Source organism: Acinetobacter sp. SWBY1 (assembly GCF_002946595.1).
GTDB lineage: Bacteria > Pseudomonadota > Gammaproteobacteria > Pseudomonadales > Moraxellaceae > Acinetobacter > Acinetobacter towneri.
In genome coordinates, this window is record NZ_CP026616.1 from 452,607 (window position 1) to 470,712 (window position 18,106).

At 41.6% G+C, this 18,106-nt stretch carries 13 protein-coding genes, 2 tRNA genes and 3 rRNA genes; 15 read left to right on the forward strand and 3 right to left on the reverse strand.

Annotated features, from left to right (window positions below; genetic code table 11):
* Nucleotides 1-117 precede the first annotated feature (117 nt).
* Complete coding sequence (locus tag C3Y93_RS02245) at nucleotides 118-435, forward strand: hypothetical protein (RefSeq protein ID WP_004976594.1); 318 nt, start codon at nucleotides 118-120, stop codon at nucleotides 433-435.
* On the opposite strand, the gene C3Y93_RS02250 is transcribed toward C3Y93_RS02245, so the two are convergent.
* Together C3Y93_RS02250 and C3Y93_RS02255 are read right to left on the reverse strand one after the other, a co-directional pair.
* Complete coding sequence (locus C3Y93_RS02250) at nucleotides 332-1,972, reverse strand: M16 family metallopeptidase (protein WP_104851936.1); 1,641 nt, start codon at nucleotides 1,970-1,972, stop codon at nucleotides 332-334. The two genes, C3Y93_RS02245 and C3Y93_RS02250, sit on opposite strands and share 104 nt — an antisense overlap.
* A 12-nt stretch (nucleotides 1,973-1,984) precedes the next feature.
* Nucleotides 1,985-3,319 carry a M16 family metallopeptidase gene (locus C3Y93_RS02255; RefSeq protein ID WP_225530726.1) on the reverse strand — a complete coding sequence of 445 codons (1,335 nt, stop codon included), beginning with the start codon at nucleotides 3,317-3,319 and terminating at the stop codon, nucleotides 1,985-1,987.
* Nucleotides 3,320-3,505: 186 nt separating this feature from the next.
* Here C3Y93_RS02255 and ftsY point away from each other — a divergent pair, with 186 nt between their 5' ends.
* The 9 genes from ftsY (at nucleotide 3,506) to rrf (ending at nucleotide 13,504) form a co-directional block, all read left to right on the forward strand.
* A complete protein-coding gene (gene ftsY / locus C3Y93_RS02260) occupies nucleotides 3,506-4,612 on the forward strand; it encodes a signal recognition particle-docking protein FtsY (protein ID WP_004976589.1) in 1,107 nt (368 codons plus the stop codon).
* A gap of 206 nt (nucleotides 4,613-4,818) precedes the next feature.
* Nucleotides 4,819-5,505, forward strand: a complete 687-nt coding sequence (locus C3Y93_RS02265) for a nitroreductase family protein (protein ID WP_104851938.1) — start codon at nucleotides 4,819-4,821, stop codon at nucleotides 5,503-5,505.
* 574 nt (nucleotides 5,506-6,079) lie between these two features.
* A complete protein-coding gene (locus tag C3Y93_RS02270; protein WP_004976581.1) occupies nucleotides 6,080-6,673 on the forward strand; it encodes a nitroreductase family protein in 594 nt (197 codons plus the stop codon).
* A gap of 194 nt (nucleotides 6,674-6,867) precedes the next feature.
* On the forward strand, nucleotides 6,868-7,533 hold the full coding sequence (locus tag C3Y93_RS02275; RefSeq protein WP_104851939.1) for a DUF2057 domain-containing protein: 666 nt from the start codon (nucleotides 6,868-6,870) through the stop codon (nucleotides 7,531-7,533).
* A gap of 448 nt (nucleotides 7,534-7,981) precedes the next feature.
* A 16S ribosomal RNA gene (locus C3Y93_RS02280) occupies nucleotides 7,982-9,519 on the forward strand.
* Nucleotides 9,520-9,580: 61 nt separating this feature from the next.
* Nucleotides 9,581-9,657 (forward strand) — tRNA-Ile (locus tag C3Y93_RS02285).
* Between the two features lie 55 nt (nucleotides 9,658-9,712).
* A tRNA-Ala gene (locus tag C3Y93_RS02290) sits at nucleotides 9,713-9,788 on the forward strand.
* A gap of 487 nt (nucleotides 9,789-10,275) precedes the next feature.
* Nucleotides 10,276-13,169 (forward strand): 23S ribosomal RNA (locus C3Y93_RS02295).
* A gap of 220 nt (nucleotides 13,170-13,389) precedes the next feature.
* Nucleotides 13,390-13,504: ribosomal RNA gene (rrf, locus tag C3Y93_RS02300) — 5S ribosomal RNA — on the forward strand.
* Together the 16S, 23S and 5S rRNA genes with 2 tRNA genes alongside form the textbook arrangement of a ribosomal RNA operon.
* Nucleotides 13,505-13,659: 155 nt before the next feature.
* Here rrf and C3Y93_RS02305 read toward each other — a convergent pair.
* Nucleotides 13,660-14,211, reverse strand: coding sequence for a lytic transglycosylase domain-containing protein (locus C3Y93_RS02305; RefSeq protein WP_004973862.1), 552 nt, complete (start codon nucleotides 14,209-14,211; stop codon nucleotides 13,660-13,662).
* A 325-nt stretch (nucleotides 14,212-14,536) separates the two neighbouring features.
* Between C3Y93_RS02305 and C3Y93_RS02310 the strand changes: the two genes are divergently transcribed.
* The 5 genes from C3Y93_RS02310 (at nucleotide 14,537) to C3Y93_RS02325 (ending at nucleotide 18,105) form a co-directional block, all read left to right on the forward strand.
* Complete coding sequence (locus C3Y93_RS02310; protein WP_104851940.1) at nucleotides 14,537-16,129, forward strand: Na/Pi cotransporter family protein; 1,593 nt, start codon at nucleotides 14,537-14,539, stop codon at nucleotides 16,127-16,129.
* A 117-nt stretch (nucleotides 16,130-16,246) separates the two neighbouring features.
* Entirely contained in the window at nucleotides 16,247-16,714 is a 468-nt protein-coding gene (ybaK, locus tag C3Y93_RS02315) for a Cys-tRNA(Pro) deacylase (RefSeq protein ID WP_004973860.1), read from the forward strand.
* A 135-nt stretch (nucleotides 16,715-16,849) separates the two neighbouring features.
* Nucleotides 16,850-17,023, forward strand: coding sequence for a hypothetical protein (locus C3Y93_RS14320; RefSeq protein ID WP_004973856.1), 174 nt, complete (start codon nucleotides 16,850-16,852; stop codon nucleotides 17,021-17,023).
* A gap of 248 nt (nucleotides 17,024-17,271) precedes the next feature.
* On the forward strand, nucleotides 17,272-17,688 hold the full coding sequence (locus tag C3Y93_RS02320) for a YeeE/YedE family protein (protein WP_004973854.1): 417 nt from the start codon (nucleotides 17,272-17,274) through the stop codon (nucleotides 17,686-17,688).
* A complete protein-coding gene (locus C3Y93_RS02325; protein WP_004973852.1) occupies nucleotides 17,689-18,105 on the forward strand; it encodes a DUF6691 family protein in 417 nt (138 codons plus the stop codon).
* Nucleotide 18,106: the final 1 nt, after the last annotated feature.

An 18,106-nucleotide genomic window follows, 5' to 3' on the forward strand; every position in this document is an offset into this window, starting at 1 on the left:
CTTTGTAGAATTTGTAGAAAAAGGCTCAATTTTTACTGTGACGATACAGTAAAATTGAGCTGTTTAACTTGTACATCTCACAAGGGCATCCTACACTAAGGCGATTAGAGGTAGGTCATGCACAACGCAATTCAAAAAACGATTCAATTTATTTCTCAACTGAAACTCGAGCAAATTTATAATATTGTTGTGCTGAGTATCATTTTTATTATTTTAACTTTAGCAAGTGTTGCGCTTTATCGCCCAGTTGGGGTGCAACAATTTCAAAATGTTGAGCGTTTGTCACAACAATCTATGTATGCCAATACCCAAGACATGGCAGTTCATTTACTCAATCAACGTCCGATTCGTTATGTGCATTATTTAAAGTTGATGCAGGCACATCAAATGGAGCAAGATCGGGCTCAACAACTTCCTGCCTTGGTGCAAGAGTAATTTTTTCTGTTGGCATGTTATTCATATTGTGCGGTGTCGGTGTTAAAGATGTTGGTGCGAGTAAATTGTCCTGCAGCATTTTTACCAATGCGGCTTTATCTAAATGTTCGCTCACAATTACTAAAGTTAAACGATCAGGATGCAAATGTTTGCGAATTGCACGTTGCACATCTTCAGCGGTAACTTTTTCCACTCGTTCTGCATAATCACTTAAATAATTTGCAGGAAGTCGATAAAAACCGATGTGCCCAAGCTGGGCATTAATACTGGCATTGCTGCTGTATTGATTCGGAAATGCACGAATTAAACCTGCTTTGGTTTCTTTTAATTGTTCTAAATTCATAGGTTGTTGTACAAACTGAATTAAGCTCTGGTGAGCGACTTGAATACTATCGAGTAACTGATCTTGGCGCGTAGAATAGCCTAAGCTAAACAAACCCGCTGCTTGGGTAAAACGAAACGAACTGCTAACACCGTAAGTGTAGCCACGTTTTACTCGTAATTCTTTCATCAAAATTGAATTGAAACTGCTGCCGCCCAGCATTTTATTGGCAATTTCTAAAGCCAAATAGTCAGGATCATCCCGTGTAGTCGCAAGTTGTGCAATACTGACATGCGCCTGTTGTGACCGGTAGGGAATATGCTGGATGTTGAAACGTGTTGCAGGTGTAGGCTGTGGCAAAGCTGTTGCTGCAACACCTTGGGCAATATGTGCGCTGATGGTATTGGCAAGTTTTTCTGCTTCTTTTAAGGTTAATTTGCCTGTAATGGCAATGTTCATATTTTGCGCGACCAGAAACTGATCTCTAAATTGTTGTAAGTGCTTTGGTTGAATCCGTTTGATGCTGCCATTGGTGCCTGTAATGGGTTCTGAATAGACATGTTGTCCGTAAATTGCGCGATATAAGCGAATATTCATTAAACGGCTTGGATTTTCTTGCAGTTGTTTTTGCCCAATTTGTGTATTGCTTTGCACACGCTGGATATTAGAACGCTCAAAAGTTGCATGTTTCAGTATTTCCAGCATCATTTTGACGGCAGTTTGCATTTTCTGCGGATCAGACAGTGTTCTTAGCCGTACCACAAACATATCGCGGTACGCCGTGGTACTAAAACGTGCGCCTGTGGTTTCAAAGGCTGCGGCAATTTCCTCTGCCTTATAACGCTTGGTGCCTTCATCAATCAGTTGGGCTGCCATATTGGCAACGCCAAATAAACCTTTTTCAATTTCTGCATCGCGGGCAGAACCTGCATTAAAAGTCAGTTGGATATCAACCATTGGCAAAGCAGGATTTTCGACAAATAAAGTGCGTACGTGTCGATGATTTTTTAATTCATATACCTGTGGAGCGCGAACATCGACCAATTCATTTACGGCATTTAAACTGTGCAGCAAGCTCAAAGATTGTAAAGGTGTACTTACATCTGTTTCAGCAAAATCATGCGCTGCTGTGGTGGCAGTTTCCATCGCAAAGCCAGCAGAACATAGGCTAAAACTAGTGCTTAAAATAAGCGTGCTGAATAGATGTTTTTTCATGAAAATCACAGTTTAAGGTGTTGTGCTTTGAGGTAATAAATACAAGGTGCTAAGTCTGTCTTTGTTAAAGTAACTTTGCGCAACACGTTGCAGATCCTGGGCAGTAATCGCTTGGAAGTGTTGTGGTAAAACATCGATTAAACGGTGACTGAATCCATTGACTTCCAAATTGCCAATGGTTCGGGCTTGTCCTGCCAAATCATCCTGACTATAAATCCAATTGGCCACAAATTGAGTCACCACGCGCTCAATTTCACTTGAATTGACCAAATCCTGTTTTAGCGTATCCACTTCGTTTTGAATCGCGACCTGTGCTTCGCTTAACGTTACACCTGCTGCAGGCAATGCTGAAATACTAAACAAACTATCCCCACGTTGATACGGGTCATAACTGACACTGACTGAGCTAAGAATCTTATTGTTTCTGACCAAGCGCTGTTCTAAACGTGAAGTAATTCCACTGTCTAACAGTTGTTTGATGATAGTGAGCGCGAAGGCATTTTGAGGATTTTTAGCTGTTGCCAATGAACCGACATTCCAAGCCATATATAAATTAGGAACTTGCACAGTCGCAGACAATTCCATGTGCCGATAACCTAATTGTTCAAACTCCAACACATCATTGCGCGGTGGCGTAGGTGCTTTCGGAATATCTCCAAAATACTTTTGGACTTGCAACAATGCGGCTTGATGATCTACATCGCCCACAATCACTAGAATAGCATTATTGGGGCGATACCATTTTTTGTACCACGCCTGTACATCTTGCAGCTGAATGCTTTGCAAGTTTTTCATGTGCCCAATAATGGGTTGGCGATAATGACTGGTTGGGTAGGCAATCCATTTAAAGCGTTCAAAAGCCAAAGCCCGTGGATTATCATCGGTACGTTGCCGCCGTTCTTCCATTACCACCTTAATTTCAGGCTCAAAGTCTTGTTGGCGAAGTAGCAAATTACTCATTCTGTCGGCTTCCAACTCTAAAGCCAGTGGGAAATAAGTTTTGGGATAGAGCTGATAATAATTCGTGTAATTGGTAAAGGTTGCTGCATTGACACTGCCACCATAAATACGACTTAAACGGGTAAATTCATCATTCGGCACCTTGGCTGTACCTTTAAACATCATGTGTTCAAGTACGTGCGAAATCCCAAGTGTATTTCCAGACTCATCGCTACTGCCCACTTTGTACCAAATTTGAGTCATCACCATGGGAGAACGATGGTCTTCACGGATAATGACTTTTAAACCATTGTTGAGTGTGGTTTCAAAAGTGTTATTCGCAGCTAAAACTTCAGCATGGCTAATCGAAGCTGTTAAACCCCAAAGCAACGCACAAACAGACTTCATCGAAAATTGGAACATAAGCAAGTGGAGATCAATCGTTATCGGCTTATCTTTCAGAAATTAAAGCTGAAAGGCAAGGATTGCTGTAGGTATTTTTTGTATGCGGCTATGTGGTTGGAATACGAGGTAAAAGCAATTGGTTTATGTTAGAATCCGATTTTTTAACGCAATGCTTTTCAAGGATTCGGCATGCAACAGCAATCTAATGGGCAAAATAAATTTTTGATTGATGCTGATATCGGAGATGATGATGTCACATTACCGAATTTACCAGCGGTAAATATTCCGATTGTTGAAACAACACCTCTACAACAAGCAGAAACCTCTGAACATGCTGCAGAAACATCATCAGACACGGATGCGCCTGCGAAAGGTGGTTTCTTTAGTCGCATGAAAGAAGGGTTAACCAAAACCCGTAAAAACTTTGCCGATGGCATGGTGAATATTCTGATTGGCGGTAAAGAAATTGATGATGAATTATTAGAAGAAGTCGAAGAACAACTGTTGGTTGCAGATATTGGTGTAGATGCAACGAAAACCATTATTGCCAATTTGACCGAGCGTACTGCGCGTGGCGACTTAATTTATTCACATTCTTTATATAAGGCTTTGCAAGAAGAATTAGTGGCTTTGCTTGCGCCACGGGTAAAACCTTTACATATTGATGCCAATAAAACCCCTTATGTGATTTTAGTCGTGGGTGTGAATGGTGTAGGTAAAACCACAACCATTGGCAAGTTAGCGAAACGCTTACAAGGCGAAGGTAAAAAAGTCATGTTGGCCGCAGGGGATACTTTCCGTGCTGCAGCGACAGAACAATTGCAGATTTGGGGTGAGCGTAACGATGTTGCCGTTGTTGCACAAGGTCACGGTGCAGACAGTGCTTCTGTTATTTTCGATGCGTTTGAAAGTGCGCGTGCCAAAGGCATTGATGTGTTAATTGCAGATACTGCTGGACGTTTGCATAACAAAAGCAACCTGATGCAAGAATTGACTAAAGTTAAGCGTGTGATGCAAAAAATTGATGCGACTGCACCGCATGAAGTGATGTTGGTCGTAGATGCAGGCACAGGTCAAAATGCCATTAACCAAGTGGAAATGTTTGATGAGGCTGTTGGCTTAACAGGCATCACCATCACTAAACTGGATGGTACGGCAAAAGGTGGCGTGTTATTTAACATTGCAAGCCGTAGCCATGTGCCAATTCGCTTTATTGGTGTGGGTGAAAAAATTGACGATTTACGTCCATTCTCAGCCAAAGCATTTGTTGCAGCACTGTTTGAAACTGAGAAATAAGTTTTAAAATAAGTTTAAAGCTAAAATGTAAAAATGCTGTAAGTTTCACACAAACTCCGCAAAATGCGGAGTTTGTGGTTTTTAGCGGGTTTGAGTGTTGTAAAAAGCAGCAGCTAAAAATACGAATGTGAATAAAAGCACATTCGTCTATATACAATAAGAAAAAATATTAGATTGATTTTGATTGATTTTTTGGGGAAGTTAAAATGACACTGTTAAATAAAATTGGTCATGTGCTTACAGCAGATATCATGAAAGACTTTAAGCTTAAAAAAAAGCCTAGCCATGATGCACATGAACTGACTTTCATCGATCAATTGAAAAAGCGCCGTAGTATTTATGCTTTAGGAAAACGCATTCATTTTAGCCAAACTTATATGACCGAGCTGATTCAGGAAGCTGTGCGTAGCTGTCCATCGGCACATCATTCACAAAGTACGCGCGTGGTTATTTTATTTTCTGAATCACATAAAAAATTTTGGAATTTAGTACAGGAAGTACAACGTCAGTTTGTACCAGAGCAGGTTTTTGCAGGAACTAAAATGAAAATCGAACAATGTGCAGCAGGTTTTGGCACGGTATTGTTCTATGAAGATCAACAAGTGATTCGTCAATTGCAAAAGAAAATTCCATTTAATGCTGCAGAATTTCCAATTTGGTCGGAGCAAACTTCAGGCATGGCGCAATTTGCAGTGTGGACAGCACTGGCAGATTCAGGCGTGGGTGCATCTTTACAGCATTATAATCCAAACATAGACCGTGCTGTGGCAGAGCATTTTGATATTCCAGATACATGGTTGTTACGTTCACAACTCGTTTTTGGATCAATTGAAGAAGAAGTAACCGAACGGAGTCATGCACACTATCAAAATCAATTTAAAGTCTATGCTTAAATAACAGCATTTGATGAAGATTGGTCAAATCAGCTTATTATTATGTGCTACAAAGAGCGAACCGCAGCATATTTATATTGCAATAGACTGTATCTATAGAATAAAAGGTAATAGGGTCTGTTGACAATTCGTCTATGTTTGCGACTACGCATATTTTTTAGCTGATATAAGGCATGAGGCAGGAAATTTAGTCATTCTAAATGACTGACTCATAAGGCAATAGCAGCAAAAAATATGCTCGTCCTTCGCTGCGCCTTGCGCTGCAAACAAAGCAGTGCTTGTTTTTGCTCAGGCTGTGGCTAAAACTTTCTCAGATTGCGTTATGAAACTTGGCAATAGTCTCGCTATTCCCTGCGTTTCATGCCTGATCTGCTCAGTTTTAGCCTACAGCGCAAGCCATTTATGAAATGTCAACAGACCCTAAATGCAGTCACATACATTTGTCACTTTATATAACTATAATCGTTCTATACATAAAACACACTGTCGTATTTTTTGTAATGTTTATGCTGAATAAAAAGCTTAATATCGCTGTATCAATTAATTTATACAAAATTCTGCAGAGGAATTAAAAATGTCATTTTTAAATCAATTAGAAAAACGCCGTTCAATCTATGCACTTGGTAAAAATGTTTCTGTAGATCAGGCAACTATTGAAAGTACAATCAAACAAGCAGTTCGTTTAAGCCCATCTGCATTTAACTCGCAAACTTCACGTGTTGTGACTTTATACGGTGCATCGCATACACAATTTTGGAACATCGTTTTAGAAACTTTACATAAAATGGTTCCTGCAGAAGCATTTGCAAACACTGAAGCAAAAATTAATAGCTTTATTGCAGGTTTTGGTACAGCTTTATTTTTTGAAGATCAAGATGTTGTAAAAGGTCTACAAGAGCAATTCCCGCTATATGCAGACAACTTCCCAGTATGGTCAGAACATTCGACAGGGATTGCACAATTCGCAGCGTGGACAGCTTTATCTGAAATCAATGTGGGTGCATCATTACAGCACTACAATCCAATCGTAGATGAAGAAGTTGCGCAAACTTATGACATTCCTGCAAACTGGAAACTACGTGCACAATTAGTGTTTGGTTCAATTGAAGCACCTGCTGGTGAAAAAACATTTATGGATGATGCAGCACGTTTCAAAAGCTTTAACTAAGCTCTAGCAACACATACTGCACAGACAAAAAAGTAGGATGATGATTCATCCTACTTTTTTGTTTCTGGGGGTAGTGATGTGCCTTACAACTTACTTATTCATGTGCAAATGCCTAAACCCATGAATTGTCATAAAACTGTCATTTATACATTGCATAGTGCAATCAAACTTTAATAAATGATATAGAGTGAAATATGGCATTTAAATTAGGCATAGCAAGTATTGCATTGATGGCTTGTAGTTCAGCATTTTCAGCAGTAACTATTGCAGTACCTGAAGAAATTAAGTTGCTCGCTGTAAATGATCAACAAATTCGTTCAGGTTTATTCAGTTCTGCACAGCAAGTGAAAGTCAATGCGGGTGAAAATGTCATTAACTTGCGTTATCAACAATATTTTGAACATCATAATGGTGCGCACGATATTTTAAAATCAGGCGTCATTACACTCAAAACCCCAATTCTTCAAGATGGCGAAAACTATCGACTCGCTTTGGTAAATCCACCTAAAGACTTCGATGCTGCAAAAGAATTCAAAGATCAACCAAGCGTTGGTTTATATAATCAAAAGAATCAGTTGCTGGTACAACAAACAGGTGCTAAAGCAAGTTCAACTGGTTGGTTAGGTGGTAGTTGGCTTAATAAAACTTTAGATACCACTCAAAACAGTGCTGCAATCAATCAACCAGCAGCAGTTTATACCGCGGCAGCAGTTTTGCCATCTGAGGAAACCACCTCAGCAACATTGCCTACAGCAAAACAAACACAGGGCAAAGAGCAACAATTGATTCAATTGTGGCAACAAGCTAGTAAAGTAGAGCGACAAAAATTTATGTCATGGCTTGCAGAACAAGTTAATTAATGTAGATTTGCAACCAGCCTAACTGAGCTGGTTGTTTTTTATTATCGCTTTAAAAGGATTTATTTAAAAAACCAATTTAGTAAAGTGCGAAAAAAAAGACAAATTATAAGAAAAGTGTGATAAAAATATGAAATACGCTTAAAACTTAGCCGAATGGTATTTTTTTTGAAAAAAAACCTAAAAAACATATTGCGTCTATTCAAAAACTGTATAGAATACGCAACACACCAACGCAGTGTCGATTGAGTTGGTGCTGTTATTGACGAAATAACAGGAAATCATTAAGAGATTATGAAGAACAACTTGTGTGGATTTTTACTGATTTATTAATCGAAAATATTTCATTGATTGATTAGTTTAAATTACTCGAAGTTTATTTGAGCGAAATTTAAGTCAGAAAATTGATGAGCCAGATTTGGAAGTTTAGATTAAAACTTCAAAATGATTTTAACTGAAGAGTTTGATCATGGCTCAGATTGAACGCTGGCGGCAGGCTTAACACATGCAAGTCGAGCGGGCGAGGTTGCTTCGGTAACTGAGCTAGCGGCGGACGGGTGAGTAATGCTTAGGAATCTGCCTATTAGTGGGGGACAACATTCCGAAAGGGATGCTAATACCGCATACGTCCTACGGGAGAAAGCAGGGGCTCTTTATGACCTTGCGCTAATAGATGAGCCTAAGTCGGATTAGCTAGTTGGTGGGGTAAAGGCCTACCAAGGCGACGATCTGTAGCGGGTCTGAGAGGATGATCCGCCACACTGGGACTGAGACACGGCCCAGACTCCTACGGGAGGCAGCAGTGGGGAATATTGGACAATGGGGGGAACCCTGATCCAGCCATGCCGCGTGTGTGAAGAAGGCCTTTTGGTTGTAAAGCACTTTAAGTGGGGAGGAGGCTTACCTGGTTAATACCTGGGCTAAGTGGACGTTACCCACAGAATAAGCACCGGCTAACTCTGTGCCAGCAGCCGCGGTAATACAGAGGGTGCGAGCGTTAATCGGATTTACTGGGCGTAAAGCGCGCGTAGGTGGTTAATTAAGTCAAATGTGAAATCCCCGAGCTTAACTTGGGAATTGCATTCGATACTGGTTAGCTAGAGTATGGGAGAGGATGGTAGAATTCCAGGTGTAGCGGTGAAATGCGTAGAGATCTGGAGGAATACCGATGGCGAAGGCAGCCATCTGGCCTAATACTGACACTGAGGTGCGAAAGCATGGGGAGCAAACAGGATTAGATACCCTGGTAGTCCATGCCGTAAACGATGTCTACTAGCCGTTGGGGGATTTGATCCTTTAGTGGCGCAGCTAACGCGATAAGTAGACCGCCTGGGGAGTACGGTCGCAAGACTAAAACTCAAATGAATTGACGGGGGCCCGCACAAGCGGTGGAGCATGTGGTTTAATTCGATGCAACGCGAAGAACCTTACCTGGCCTTGACATAGTAGAAACTTTCCAGAGATGGAAAGGTGCCTTCGGGAATCTACATACAGGTGCTGCATGGCTGTCGTCAGCTCGTGTCGTGAGATGTTGGGTTAAGTCCCGCAACGAGCGCAACCCTTTTCCTTACTTGCCAGCATTTCGGATGGGAACTTTAAGGATACTGCCAGTGACAAACTGGAGGAAGGCGGGGACGACGTCAAGTCATCATGGCCCTTACGGCCAGGGCTACACACGTGCTACAATGGTCGGTACAAAGGGTTGCTACACAGCGATGTGATGCTAATCTCAAAAAGCCGATCGTAGTCCGGATCGCAGTCTGCAACTCGACTGCGTGAAGTCGGAATCGCTAGTAATCGCGGATCAGAATGCCGCGGTGAATACGTTCCCGGGCCTTGTACACACCGCCCGTCACACCATGGGAGTTTGTTGCACCAGAAGTAGGTAGTCTAACCGCAAGGAGGACGCTTACCACGGTGTGGCCGATGACTGGGGTGAAGTCGTAACAAGGTAGCCGTAGGGGAACCTGCGGCTGGATCACCTCCTTAACGAAAGATTGACGATTGGTAAGAATCCACAACAAGTTGTTCTTCATGACGATGTATCTGAGGGTCTGTAGCTCAGTTGGTTAGAGCACACGCTTGATAAGCGTGGGGTCACAAGTTCAAGTCTTGTCAGACCCACCACTACTGACGAAGCAATTATGCAGAAGAAGATACATCGAATCACAGATGATAAGCTGGGGACTTAGCTTAGTTGGTAGAGCGCCTGCTTTGCACGCAGGAGGTCAGGAGTTCGACTCTCCTAGTCTCCACCAAATTTTAAGATCAGAAAACTTAAAGCACTGCTTTAAGGCTTTTCCTTAAAATTTAAGCAAACAGCTATGCTGTGCGCAGGCACACATATACTGGAGCTTTAAGCTAAAGATTGCAGAACTTAATAAAAGATCGAATGATTAGATTTGATGGTTTATTAAGTTCTGTGATTTAAATATCACAGTATTTAGTGCGATCTGACGAAGACGCATTAATTCATTAACAGATTGGCAAAAATTGAGTCTGAAATAAATTGTTCAACTCATTTAATTCAAGATTGACAGTAATACTTCGGTGTTACGTTTTAATTACGAATTGAAATGAGAACTAGCAAATTAACTGAATCAAGCGTTTTGGTATATGAATCTAATTGAAGCTGTACAGTGCTTAAGTGCACAAGACATCAAACTGTGAATTAAATAAATATTTTATATTTATTTAATTGTCTTAATCCTACTTGTAGGGGTTAACGACTGTTTGGGGTTGTATAGTCAAGTAATTAAGTGCATGTGGTGGATGCCTTGGCAGTCAGAGGCGAAGAAAGACGTGATAGCCTGCGAAAAGCTCCGGGGAGGCGGCAAATATCCTTTGATCCGGAGATTTCTGAATGGGGAAACCCACCTACCTTAAGGTAGGTATCGTATGATGAATACATAGTCATACGAAGCGAACGCGGGGAAGTGAAACATCTCAGTACCCGTAGGAAAAGAAATCAATTGAGATTCCCTCAGTAGCGGCGAGCGAAAGGGGAAAAGCCCATTAAGTTATGTGTGTTTTAGTGGAATGCTCTGGGAAGTGCAACCATAGTGGGTGATAGTCCTGTACACGAAAGGGCACACATAATGATGACGAGTAGGGCGAGGCACGTGAAACCTTGTCTGAATATGGGGGGACCATCCTCCAAGGCTAAATACTCCTGACTGACCGATAGTGAACCAGTACCGTGAGGGAAAGGCGAAAAGAACCCCTGTGAGGGGAGTGAAATAGATCCTGAAACCGCATGCATACAAGCAGTGGGAGCCAACTTGTTTGGTGACTGCGTACCTTTTGTATAATGGGTCAGCGACTTATATTCAGTAGCGAGGTTAACCGAATAGGGGAGCCGTAGAGAAATCGAGTCTTAATAGGGCGTATAGTTGCTGGGTATAGACCCGAAACCGGGTGATCTATCCATGAGCAGGTTGAAGGTTGGGTAACACTAACTGGAGGACCGAACCCACTGTCGTTGAAAAGCCAGGGGATGACTTGTGGATAGGGGTGAAAGGCTAATCAAACTCGGTGATAGCTGGTTCTCCCCGAAAGCTATTTAGGTAGCGCCTCGGACGAATACCATTGGGGGTAGAGCACTGTTTCGGCTAGGGGGTCATCCCGACTTACCAAACCGATGCAAACTCCGAATACCAATGAGTACTATCCGGGAGACAGACTGCGGGTGCTAACGTCCGTAGTCAAGAGGAAAACAATCCAGACCGCCAGCTAAGGCCCCAAAATCATAGTTAAGTGGGAAACGATGTGGGAAGGCATAGACAGCTAGGAGGTTGGCTTAGAAGCAGCCACCCTTTAAAGAAAGCGTAATAGCTCACTAGTCGAGTCGGCCTGCGCGGAAGATGTAACGGGGCTAAAACTATGTGCCGAAGCTGCGGATGCATAATTTATTATGCGTGGTAGGGGAGCGTTCTGTAAGCCGAAGAAGGTGGATTGAGAAGTCTGCTGGAGGTATCAGAAGTGCGAATGCTGACGTGAGTAACGACAAAACGGGTGAAAAACCCGTTCGCTGAAAGACCAAGGGTTCCAGTCCAACGTTAATCGGGGCTGGGTGAGTCGACCCCTAAGGCGAGGCCGAGAGGCGTAGTCGATGGGAAATTGGTTAATATTCCAATACTTCAGTGTAATGCGATGAGAGGACGGAGAAGGTTAAGTCAGCCTGGCGTTGGTTGTCCAGGTGAAAGGAAGTAGGCATGCATCTTAGGCAAATCCGGGGTGCTCTATGCTGAGATCTGATAGCAAGCTGTACTTGTACAGTGAAGTGGCTGATACCCTGCTTCCAGGAAAAGTCTCTAAGCTTCAGTTACACTGGAATCGTACCCGAAACCGACACAGGTGGTCAGGTCGAGTAGACCAAAGCGCTTGAGAGAACTCTGCTGAAGGAACTAGGCAAAATGGTACCGTAACTTCGGGAGAAGGTACGCTGTTGATGGTGATAGGACTCGCTCCTTGAGCTGTCGACAGCCTCAGAAACCAGGCCGCTGCAACTGTTTATTAAAAACATAGCACTCTGCAAACACGAAAGTGGACGTATAGGGTGTGATGCCTGCCCGGTGCTGGAAGGTTAATTGATGGGGTTAGCGTAAGCGAAGCTCTTGATCGAAGCCCCAGTAAACGGCGGCCGTAACTATAACGGTCCTAAGGTAGCGAAATTCCTTGTCGGGTAAGTTCCGACCTGCACGAATGGCATAATGATGGCGGCGCTGTCTCCAGCAGAGGCTCAGTGAAATCGAATTCGCCGTGAAGATGCGGTGTACCCGCGGCTAGACGGAAAGACCCCGTGAACCTTTACTGCAGCTTGACATTGAACTTTGACCTTACTTGTGTAGGATAGGTGGGAGGCTTTGAAACTTGGACGCTAGTCCGAGTGGAGCCGTCCTTGAAATACCACCCTGGTAATGTTGAGGTTCTAACTCTGTCCCGTTATCCGGGACGAGGACCATGTCTGGTGGGTAGTTTGACTGGGGCGGTCTCCTCCTAAAGAGTAACGGAGGAGTACGAAGGTGCGCTCAGCGTGGTCGGAAATCACGCGTAGAGTATAAAGGCAAAAGCGCGCTTAACTGCGAGACCCACAAGTCGAGCAGGTACGAAAGTAGGTCTTAGTGATCCGGTGGTTCTGTATGGAAGGGCCATCGCTCAACGGATAAAAGGTACTCTGGGGATAACAGGCTGATACCGCCCAAGAGTTCATATCGACGGCGGTGTTTGGCACCTCGATGTCGGCTCATCTCATCCTGGGGCTGAAGCAGGTCCCAAGGGTATGGCTGTTCGCCATTTAAAGAGGTACGCGAGCTGGGTTTAGAACGTCGTGAGACAGTTCGGTCCCTATCTACCGTGGGCGCTGGAAATTTGAGAGGATCTGCTCCTAGTACGAGAGGACCAGAGTGGACGAACCTCTGGTGTACCGGTTGTGACGCCAGTCGCATCGCCGGGTAGCTATGTTCGGAAGGGATAACCGCTGAAAGCATCTAAGCGGGAAGCCTACCTCAAGATAAGATTTCCCCGAGGCTTTATGCCTCCTAAAGAGCCGTTGAAGACTACGACGTTGATAGGTTGGATGTGGAAGCATAGCGATATGTGAAGCTGACCAATACTAATTGCTCGTGAGGCTTGACTATACAACACCCAAACAGTTGGGGTTGTATGCTCAATCGATTCATAAAAGATCACTTAAACCTGATCAGATCAAATATCTTGATTCAGCCCTTGCTGAACATGAAATTTCAGATACAATAGCCAACCTGTTAATAACTCATTTGGAACGAAGTAAGGCATTACAAGCGAAAGCATGGAGCTTAAGCAAAGTAACTAAGACCCGAACAAGTCCATAACAGTTGTGCTGGCGACAATAGCAAGAGTGAACCACCTGATCCCTTCCCGAACTCAGAAGTGAAACCTCTTCGCGCTGATGGTAGTGTGGGGTTACCCATGTGAGAGTAAGTCATCGCCAGCTCATTATTCTAAACACCCTCAACTAGCGTTGGGGGTGTTTTTTTATGTGGGAAAGAAAATATTAAAAACTATAAAAAGTGAAGGCAAAATAAAACCATCTGAGGATGGCTTTAATTCAACGGGTATTGGCTACTTTATTAAGCTAGTAAGTCAAAATTAAAGTGCATCTTTTAAGTTTTTTTGGTGCTGTTTGACTTGTTTTGCGTAGCGTTTACCTTGCTTTTTCATTTTTCGATTACTATTGTAGCCAGTAGGTCCTACATTGTAATAGGCCAAAGCTTTAGGCCATTTACCCGACTGATTTTTATAATGATTTAAAATAAATGTACCACAGTTGATATTGGTATGTTCATGGAATAAATCGCCAGGACAAGTCTGCTGCCAATAACGTGGAATAATTTGTGTGAACCCAACTGCACCTGAAGGTGAAACAGCATAGGCACGATAATTCGATTCTTGTCTAATAACTGCAGCGACAAGCAGAGGATCAACATTATGTTGTTCTGCACTTTGTACAATGATTGGTGCTACACGATTTGCTGTATCAGGATGCACAGCATAAGCCTTTTGGATCCCTGTAGAAAGTTTAGCTGAGCGTTTTGCAAGAGAGCCACCTCCTAGTGGAGAGCAGGCTGCTAACGTTAAAACAGTACAACCAATACTGAATATTTTTATAGATGGATATTTTCTAAATGCATTAAAAATCATATTAAAACTATATCTGTCATTTTGGCGTATGTGAGTATATATACTGATTTTGAGGTGAGCGATTGGTTCAGTCAAGTGAACTGAAGATTTGAATTGTATCGTGTCAGCATAATACAGAGGTTTCGTTTTGTTTTATCGAATGATTGGATAAACCAATGGAGTCTGATCTATCCTTAGGTTTTAATAATATGTCAAATTGATGACAAGTTTTTTATTTAATATAAACTATTGGAATAGAACAAATAAACTGCAATTTTAAGATAAAAGTACGTACAATATCGGCTTTTTAGCACTTTGAAAATTGCTTATTGCACAGGGAGTAAGTGTGTTAGAAGTCTTTGTACAATTATGTGGTGGTATTGGCCTATTTTTGATTGGTATGACCATGATGACGGACAGCTTAAAAGATATGGCAGGGGAAACCTTGCGTATTTGGTTGTCTAAGTTCACAGGTTCACCCATTAAAGCTGTGCTTTCAGGCATCGGTTTAACTTTAATTGTACAGTCTTCTACGGCAACAACTTTAGCCACGATTGGTTTTGTTAGTGCGGGGATTCTTACTTTTGCTCAGGCAATTGGTGTCATTATTGGTGCGAATATTGGCACAACCAGTACGGGTTGGATGGTGGCATTTTTAGGTGTTAAATTTTCCATCACCAGTTTTGCATTACCTTTGCTGGGTTTGGGTGCAATGCTCAAATTATTTAGTCAGGGGCGAGTTGCATTATTTGGAATGACATTGGCAGGTTTTAGTCTGATTTTCCTTGGCATTGATATGTTGCAAGTTGCCATGTCAGGTTTTGCTGAACGTGTCGATTTATCAGTATTTTCAAGTAGATCTTTGATTGCGCAACTCAGTTTGGTTTTGGTCGGTATTATCATGACCATTCTGTTGCAATCTTCAAGTGCTGCAATTACCGCGACCTTAGCAGCATTGGCCAGTGGTGCGATTGATTTGCAACAGGCTTTAGGTTTGGTGATTGGACAGAATATTGGTACGGTGGCGACAACCATTATTGCTGCAATTGGTTCAACTGCAAATGCCAAACGTACTGCAGCGGTTCATGTGATTTTTAACATCATTTCAGCCATTTTTGCTTTTATTATTTTAAAACCGTTATTTCTTGAGCTAACACAAAATCAACGTCTTATGGCAACATGGGACAATGTGGTGATTGTTGCTGCATTTCATACAGCATTCAGTATTTCTGGTACTTTGATTATTTTGCCTTTTATCCGTCAGTTCGAAAAACTGATTATGAAAATTATCCCAGATCAAACTCAATCGGTTTTATGTTATCTCGATCAAGCGAGTTTATCTGTGCCCGCCTTGGCTATTCATGCTGCATCAAAGGTGATTTATCATAGTTTGTATGACGTTTTGGTGATGCTAAAACTGGCTATCCAAGAGGGAAGATTACCTTCAAAAGTACGTTTATTACAGCTAGATGAAGTACTCATTCAAGTCCAACGCTATTTGGAAGAAATGTCGATTTCAGAAAATGAAGCCGATCAACAGCGTTTAATGGCGATGCTTCGTTTGATGGTGTATTTACGTGTTTTACGAAGTGATTTGGAAAATATTACTTTAGCAAAAGAAATACGCACCCAACCTGCAATTTATCAAGTTGGCTTAGATTTTGTACAAATTCTTGATGAACATCTAAAAGAAATGGATGATTTTGATGTGCATAAACATGTACTAAGTCTAAATACCGAATTATCTAATTTGAAAAAATGGACAGAAGATCAACGTGCCGAAAACCGTGAAAAAGTGCTGCAATATATTGCCGTGAATCAGCTCAATGCTGCGACAGGTTTAGAGTTGTTGGCGGCACAACGTTGGTTGGATCGCGTGATTGCGCATGCACAGCGCTTAGCTAACGTGTTGGTTGAAAATTCACGTAAACCAAGTTAATGATTTTAGGCTATTTTTTCGATAGTTACTTTTATATTTAAAAATAGCCTAAGCAAATTAACTTTTAATCTTGATTAAGCGTATAATTTTAACATCATTTTTTACAGTATTTTTTCAATGACTCCAGCAGCTAAACTTTTAAAAGCCAAGAAAATTCAATTTTCTATGCATGAATATGAACATGATCATAATGCTAAAAGTTTTGGTTTAGAAGCTGCGGAGAAGTTAGGCTTAGATGTCACAGAAGTATTTAAAACTTTATTGGTCAGTGATGATAAGCATTATTTTGTGGCGATTTTACCTGTCCATTACCAATTAAATCTTAAAAAAGTTGCGGCTGCTTTTCAGTGTAAAAAAGTACACATGGCTGATCCTAAAGATGCTGAGCGTTTGACAGGTTATTTGGTTGGGGGCATTAGTCCAATTGGGCAGAAGAAACAACTGAAAACAGTGATTGATGCATCCGCTCAACAGCTTGCAACTATGTATGTGAGTGGAGGGAAGCGTGGATTAGATATTGGTTTAACACCAAGCGATTTGGCAAAAGTTTTAAATGCTAATTTTGTAGATATCGTAGATGCATGATATGTTGCAATTTACATTGAATGGCGTCCAAATTAAGCAATAAATAGGGTAATTAAAAACTCGTATTGATGATTTTTTAACAAACTAAATTTTATGTTATATTAGTGAAAGTCAAGAAATTCTGAGAGGTGCAGTATGGGTAAGCGTCTTAAAGACTACACAATCGAAGATCGAAAAGCTCGTCCAATGTGTCCAGCTAAACCTATTGACTTTGGTGATGATGAGACTACCAATCGCATTATGTTAGATGCTGCTAAACGTGTAATTCGTCGGCATAAAAAAGAACTTATTGCGCTTGCTCACAAATGAGTCTAATGCCCTCAACTTTTGTCGTTGCTGTCTATTTTGATATATCTTTATTACGTTATGAGGCAGTCATTTAGAATGACTAAATTTTCTGCCTTATGACTTAATATCAGCCAAAAACTTGCGAAATCTCTCTCACATCGCAAACATAGACGAATAGTCAGATGAAGTTTACAAAACTTACAAGAGAATAGTTGAATAATAATTACAATAATATATTATAAAAACATATATTGTTTTGGGTGTTCAAAATGCATGATTATCTGCTGGCATTAATCGGTGGTGGATTGCTTGGTCTTGCAGTCGTGGGCTATTTATATGTTCATGGTCGTATCGCAGGCATTAGTGGTTTACTGGCTCAAGTATTAAATCCGCAAACGCTGTTCAAAACGCCTGCATTGTGGTTTGTGTTAGGTATTTTCATTGTGCCTTTTTTCTATGGCATCGTGGCTCAACCTAAAGTTGAATTGAATGCAAGCCCATTGATGATGATTGTGGCGGGATTGTTGGTTGGTTTCGGTACTCGTTTGGGTTCGGGTTGTACCAGTGGACATGGTATTTGTGGCATGAGTCGTTTATCTAAGCGCTCCATTGCAGCAACAGCTACCTTTATGTTAGCTGGCTTTATTACCGTTTATGTTATCCGCCATATCACAGGAGCATTCTAAATGAAAAATTTCTTAGCCTTTGTTTTCGGTGGTATTTTTTCAGCTGGATTGATTCTTTCTGGTATGTCGAATCCTGAAAAAGTTTTAAACTTCCTCGATCTTTTCGGTACATGGGATGCAAGTCTGGCATTTGTTATGATGGGTGCAATTGCGGTTGCCTTTATTCCATTCCAAAGAATTATGCGCCAAGCTGAACCAAAAACCATTTTAAATGAACCAATTGATTTGCCTAAACAAACTCAAATTGACTCTAAACTGATCACAGGTAGTTTTATTTTTGGTATCGGTTGGGGCGTTGCAGGAATTTGTCCAGCGCCAAGTCTAACCTTGATTGGTTTAGGTTATTATCAAGCAATCTATTTCATTGTTGCAATGTTGGTGGGGATTCTCATTCATCGTAAGGTTGCAGGAGCATAAG

Bases quoted from the DNA above. Each gene is read 5' to 3' on its own strand.
- C3Y93_RS02245 (WP_004976594.1), top strand. From the start codon at position 118: ATGCACAACGCAATTCAAAAAACGATTCAATTTATTTCTCAACTGAAA.
- C3Y93_RS02250 (WP_104851936.1), bottom strand. From the start codon at position 1,972: ATGAAAAAACATCTATTCAGCACGCTTATTTTAAGCACTAGTTTTAGC.
- C3Y93_RS02255 (WP_225530726.1), bottom strand. From the start codon at position 3,319: ATGAAGTCTGTTTGTGCGTTGCTTTGGGGTTTAACAGCTTCGATTAGC.
- ftsY (WP_004976589.1), top strand. From the start codon at position 3,506: ATGCAACAGCAATCTAATGGGCAAAATAAATTTTTGATTGATGCTGAT.
- C3Y93_RS02265 (WP_104851938.1), top strand. From the start codon at position 4,819: ATGACACTGTTAAATAAAATTGGTCATGTGCTTACAGCAGATATCATG.
- C3Y93_RS02270 (WP_004976581.1), top strand. From the start codon at position 6,080: ATGTCATTTTTAAATCAATTAGAAAAACGCCGTTCAATCTATGCACTT.
- C3Y93_RS02275 (WP_104851939.1), top strand. From the start codon at position 6,868: ATGGCATTTAAATTAGGCATAGCAAGTATTGCATTGATGGCTTGTAGT.
- C3Y93_RS02305 (WP_004973862.1), bottom strand. From the start codon at position 14,211: ATGATTTTTAATGCATTTAGAAAATATCCATCTATAAAAATATTCAGT.
- ybaK (WP_004973860.1), top strand. From the start codon at position 16,247: ATGACTCCAGCAGCTAAACTTTTAAAAGCCAAGAAAATTCAATTTTCT.
- C3Y93_RS14320 (WP_004973856.1), top strand. From the start codon at position 16,850: ATGGGTAAGCGTCTTAAAGACTACACAATCGAAGATCGAAAAGCTCGT.
- C3Y93_RS02320 (WP_004973854.1), top strand. From the start codon at position 17,272: ATGCATGATTATCTGCTGGCATTAATCGGTGGTGGATTGCTTGGTCTT.
- C3Y93_RS02325 (WP_004973852.1), top strand. From the start codon at position 17,689: ATGAAAAATTTCTTAGCCTTTGTTTTCGGTGGTATTTTTTCAGCTGGA.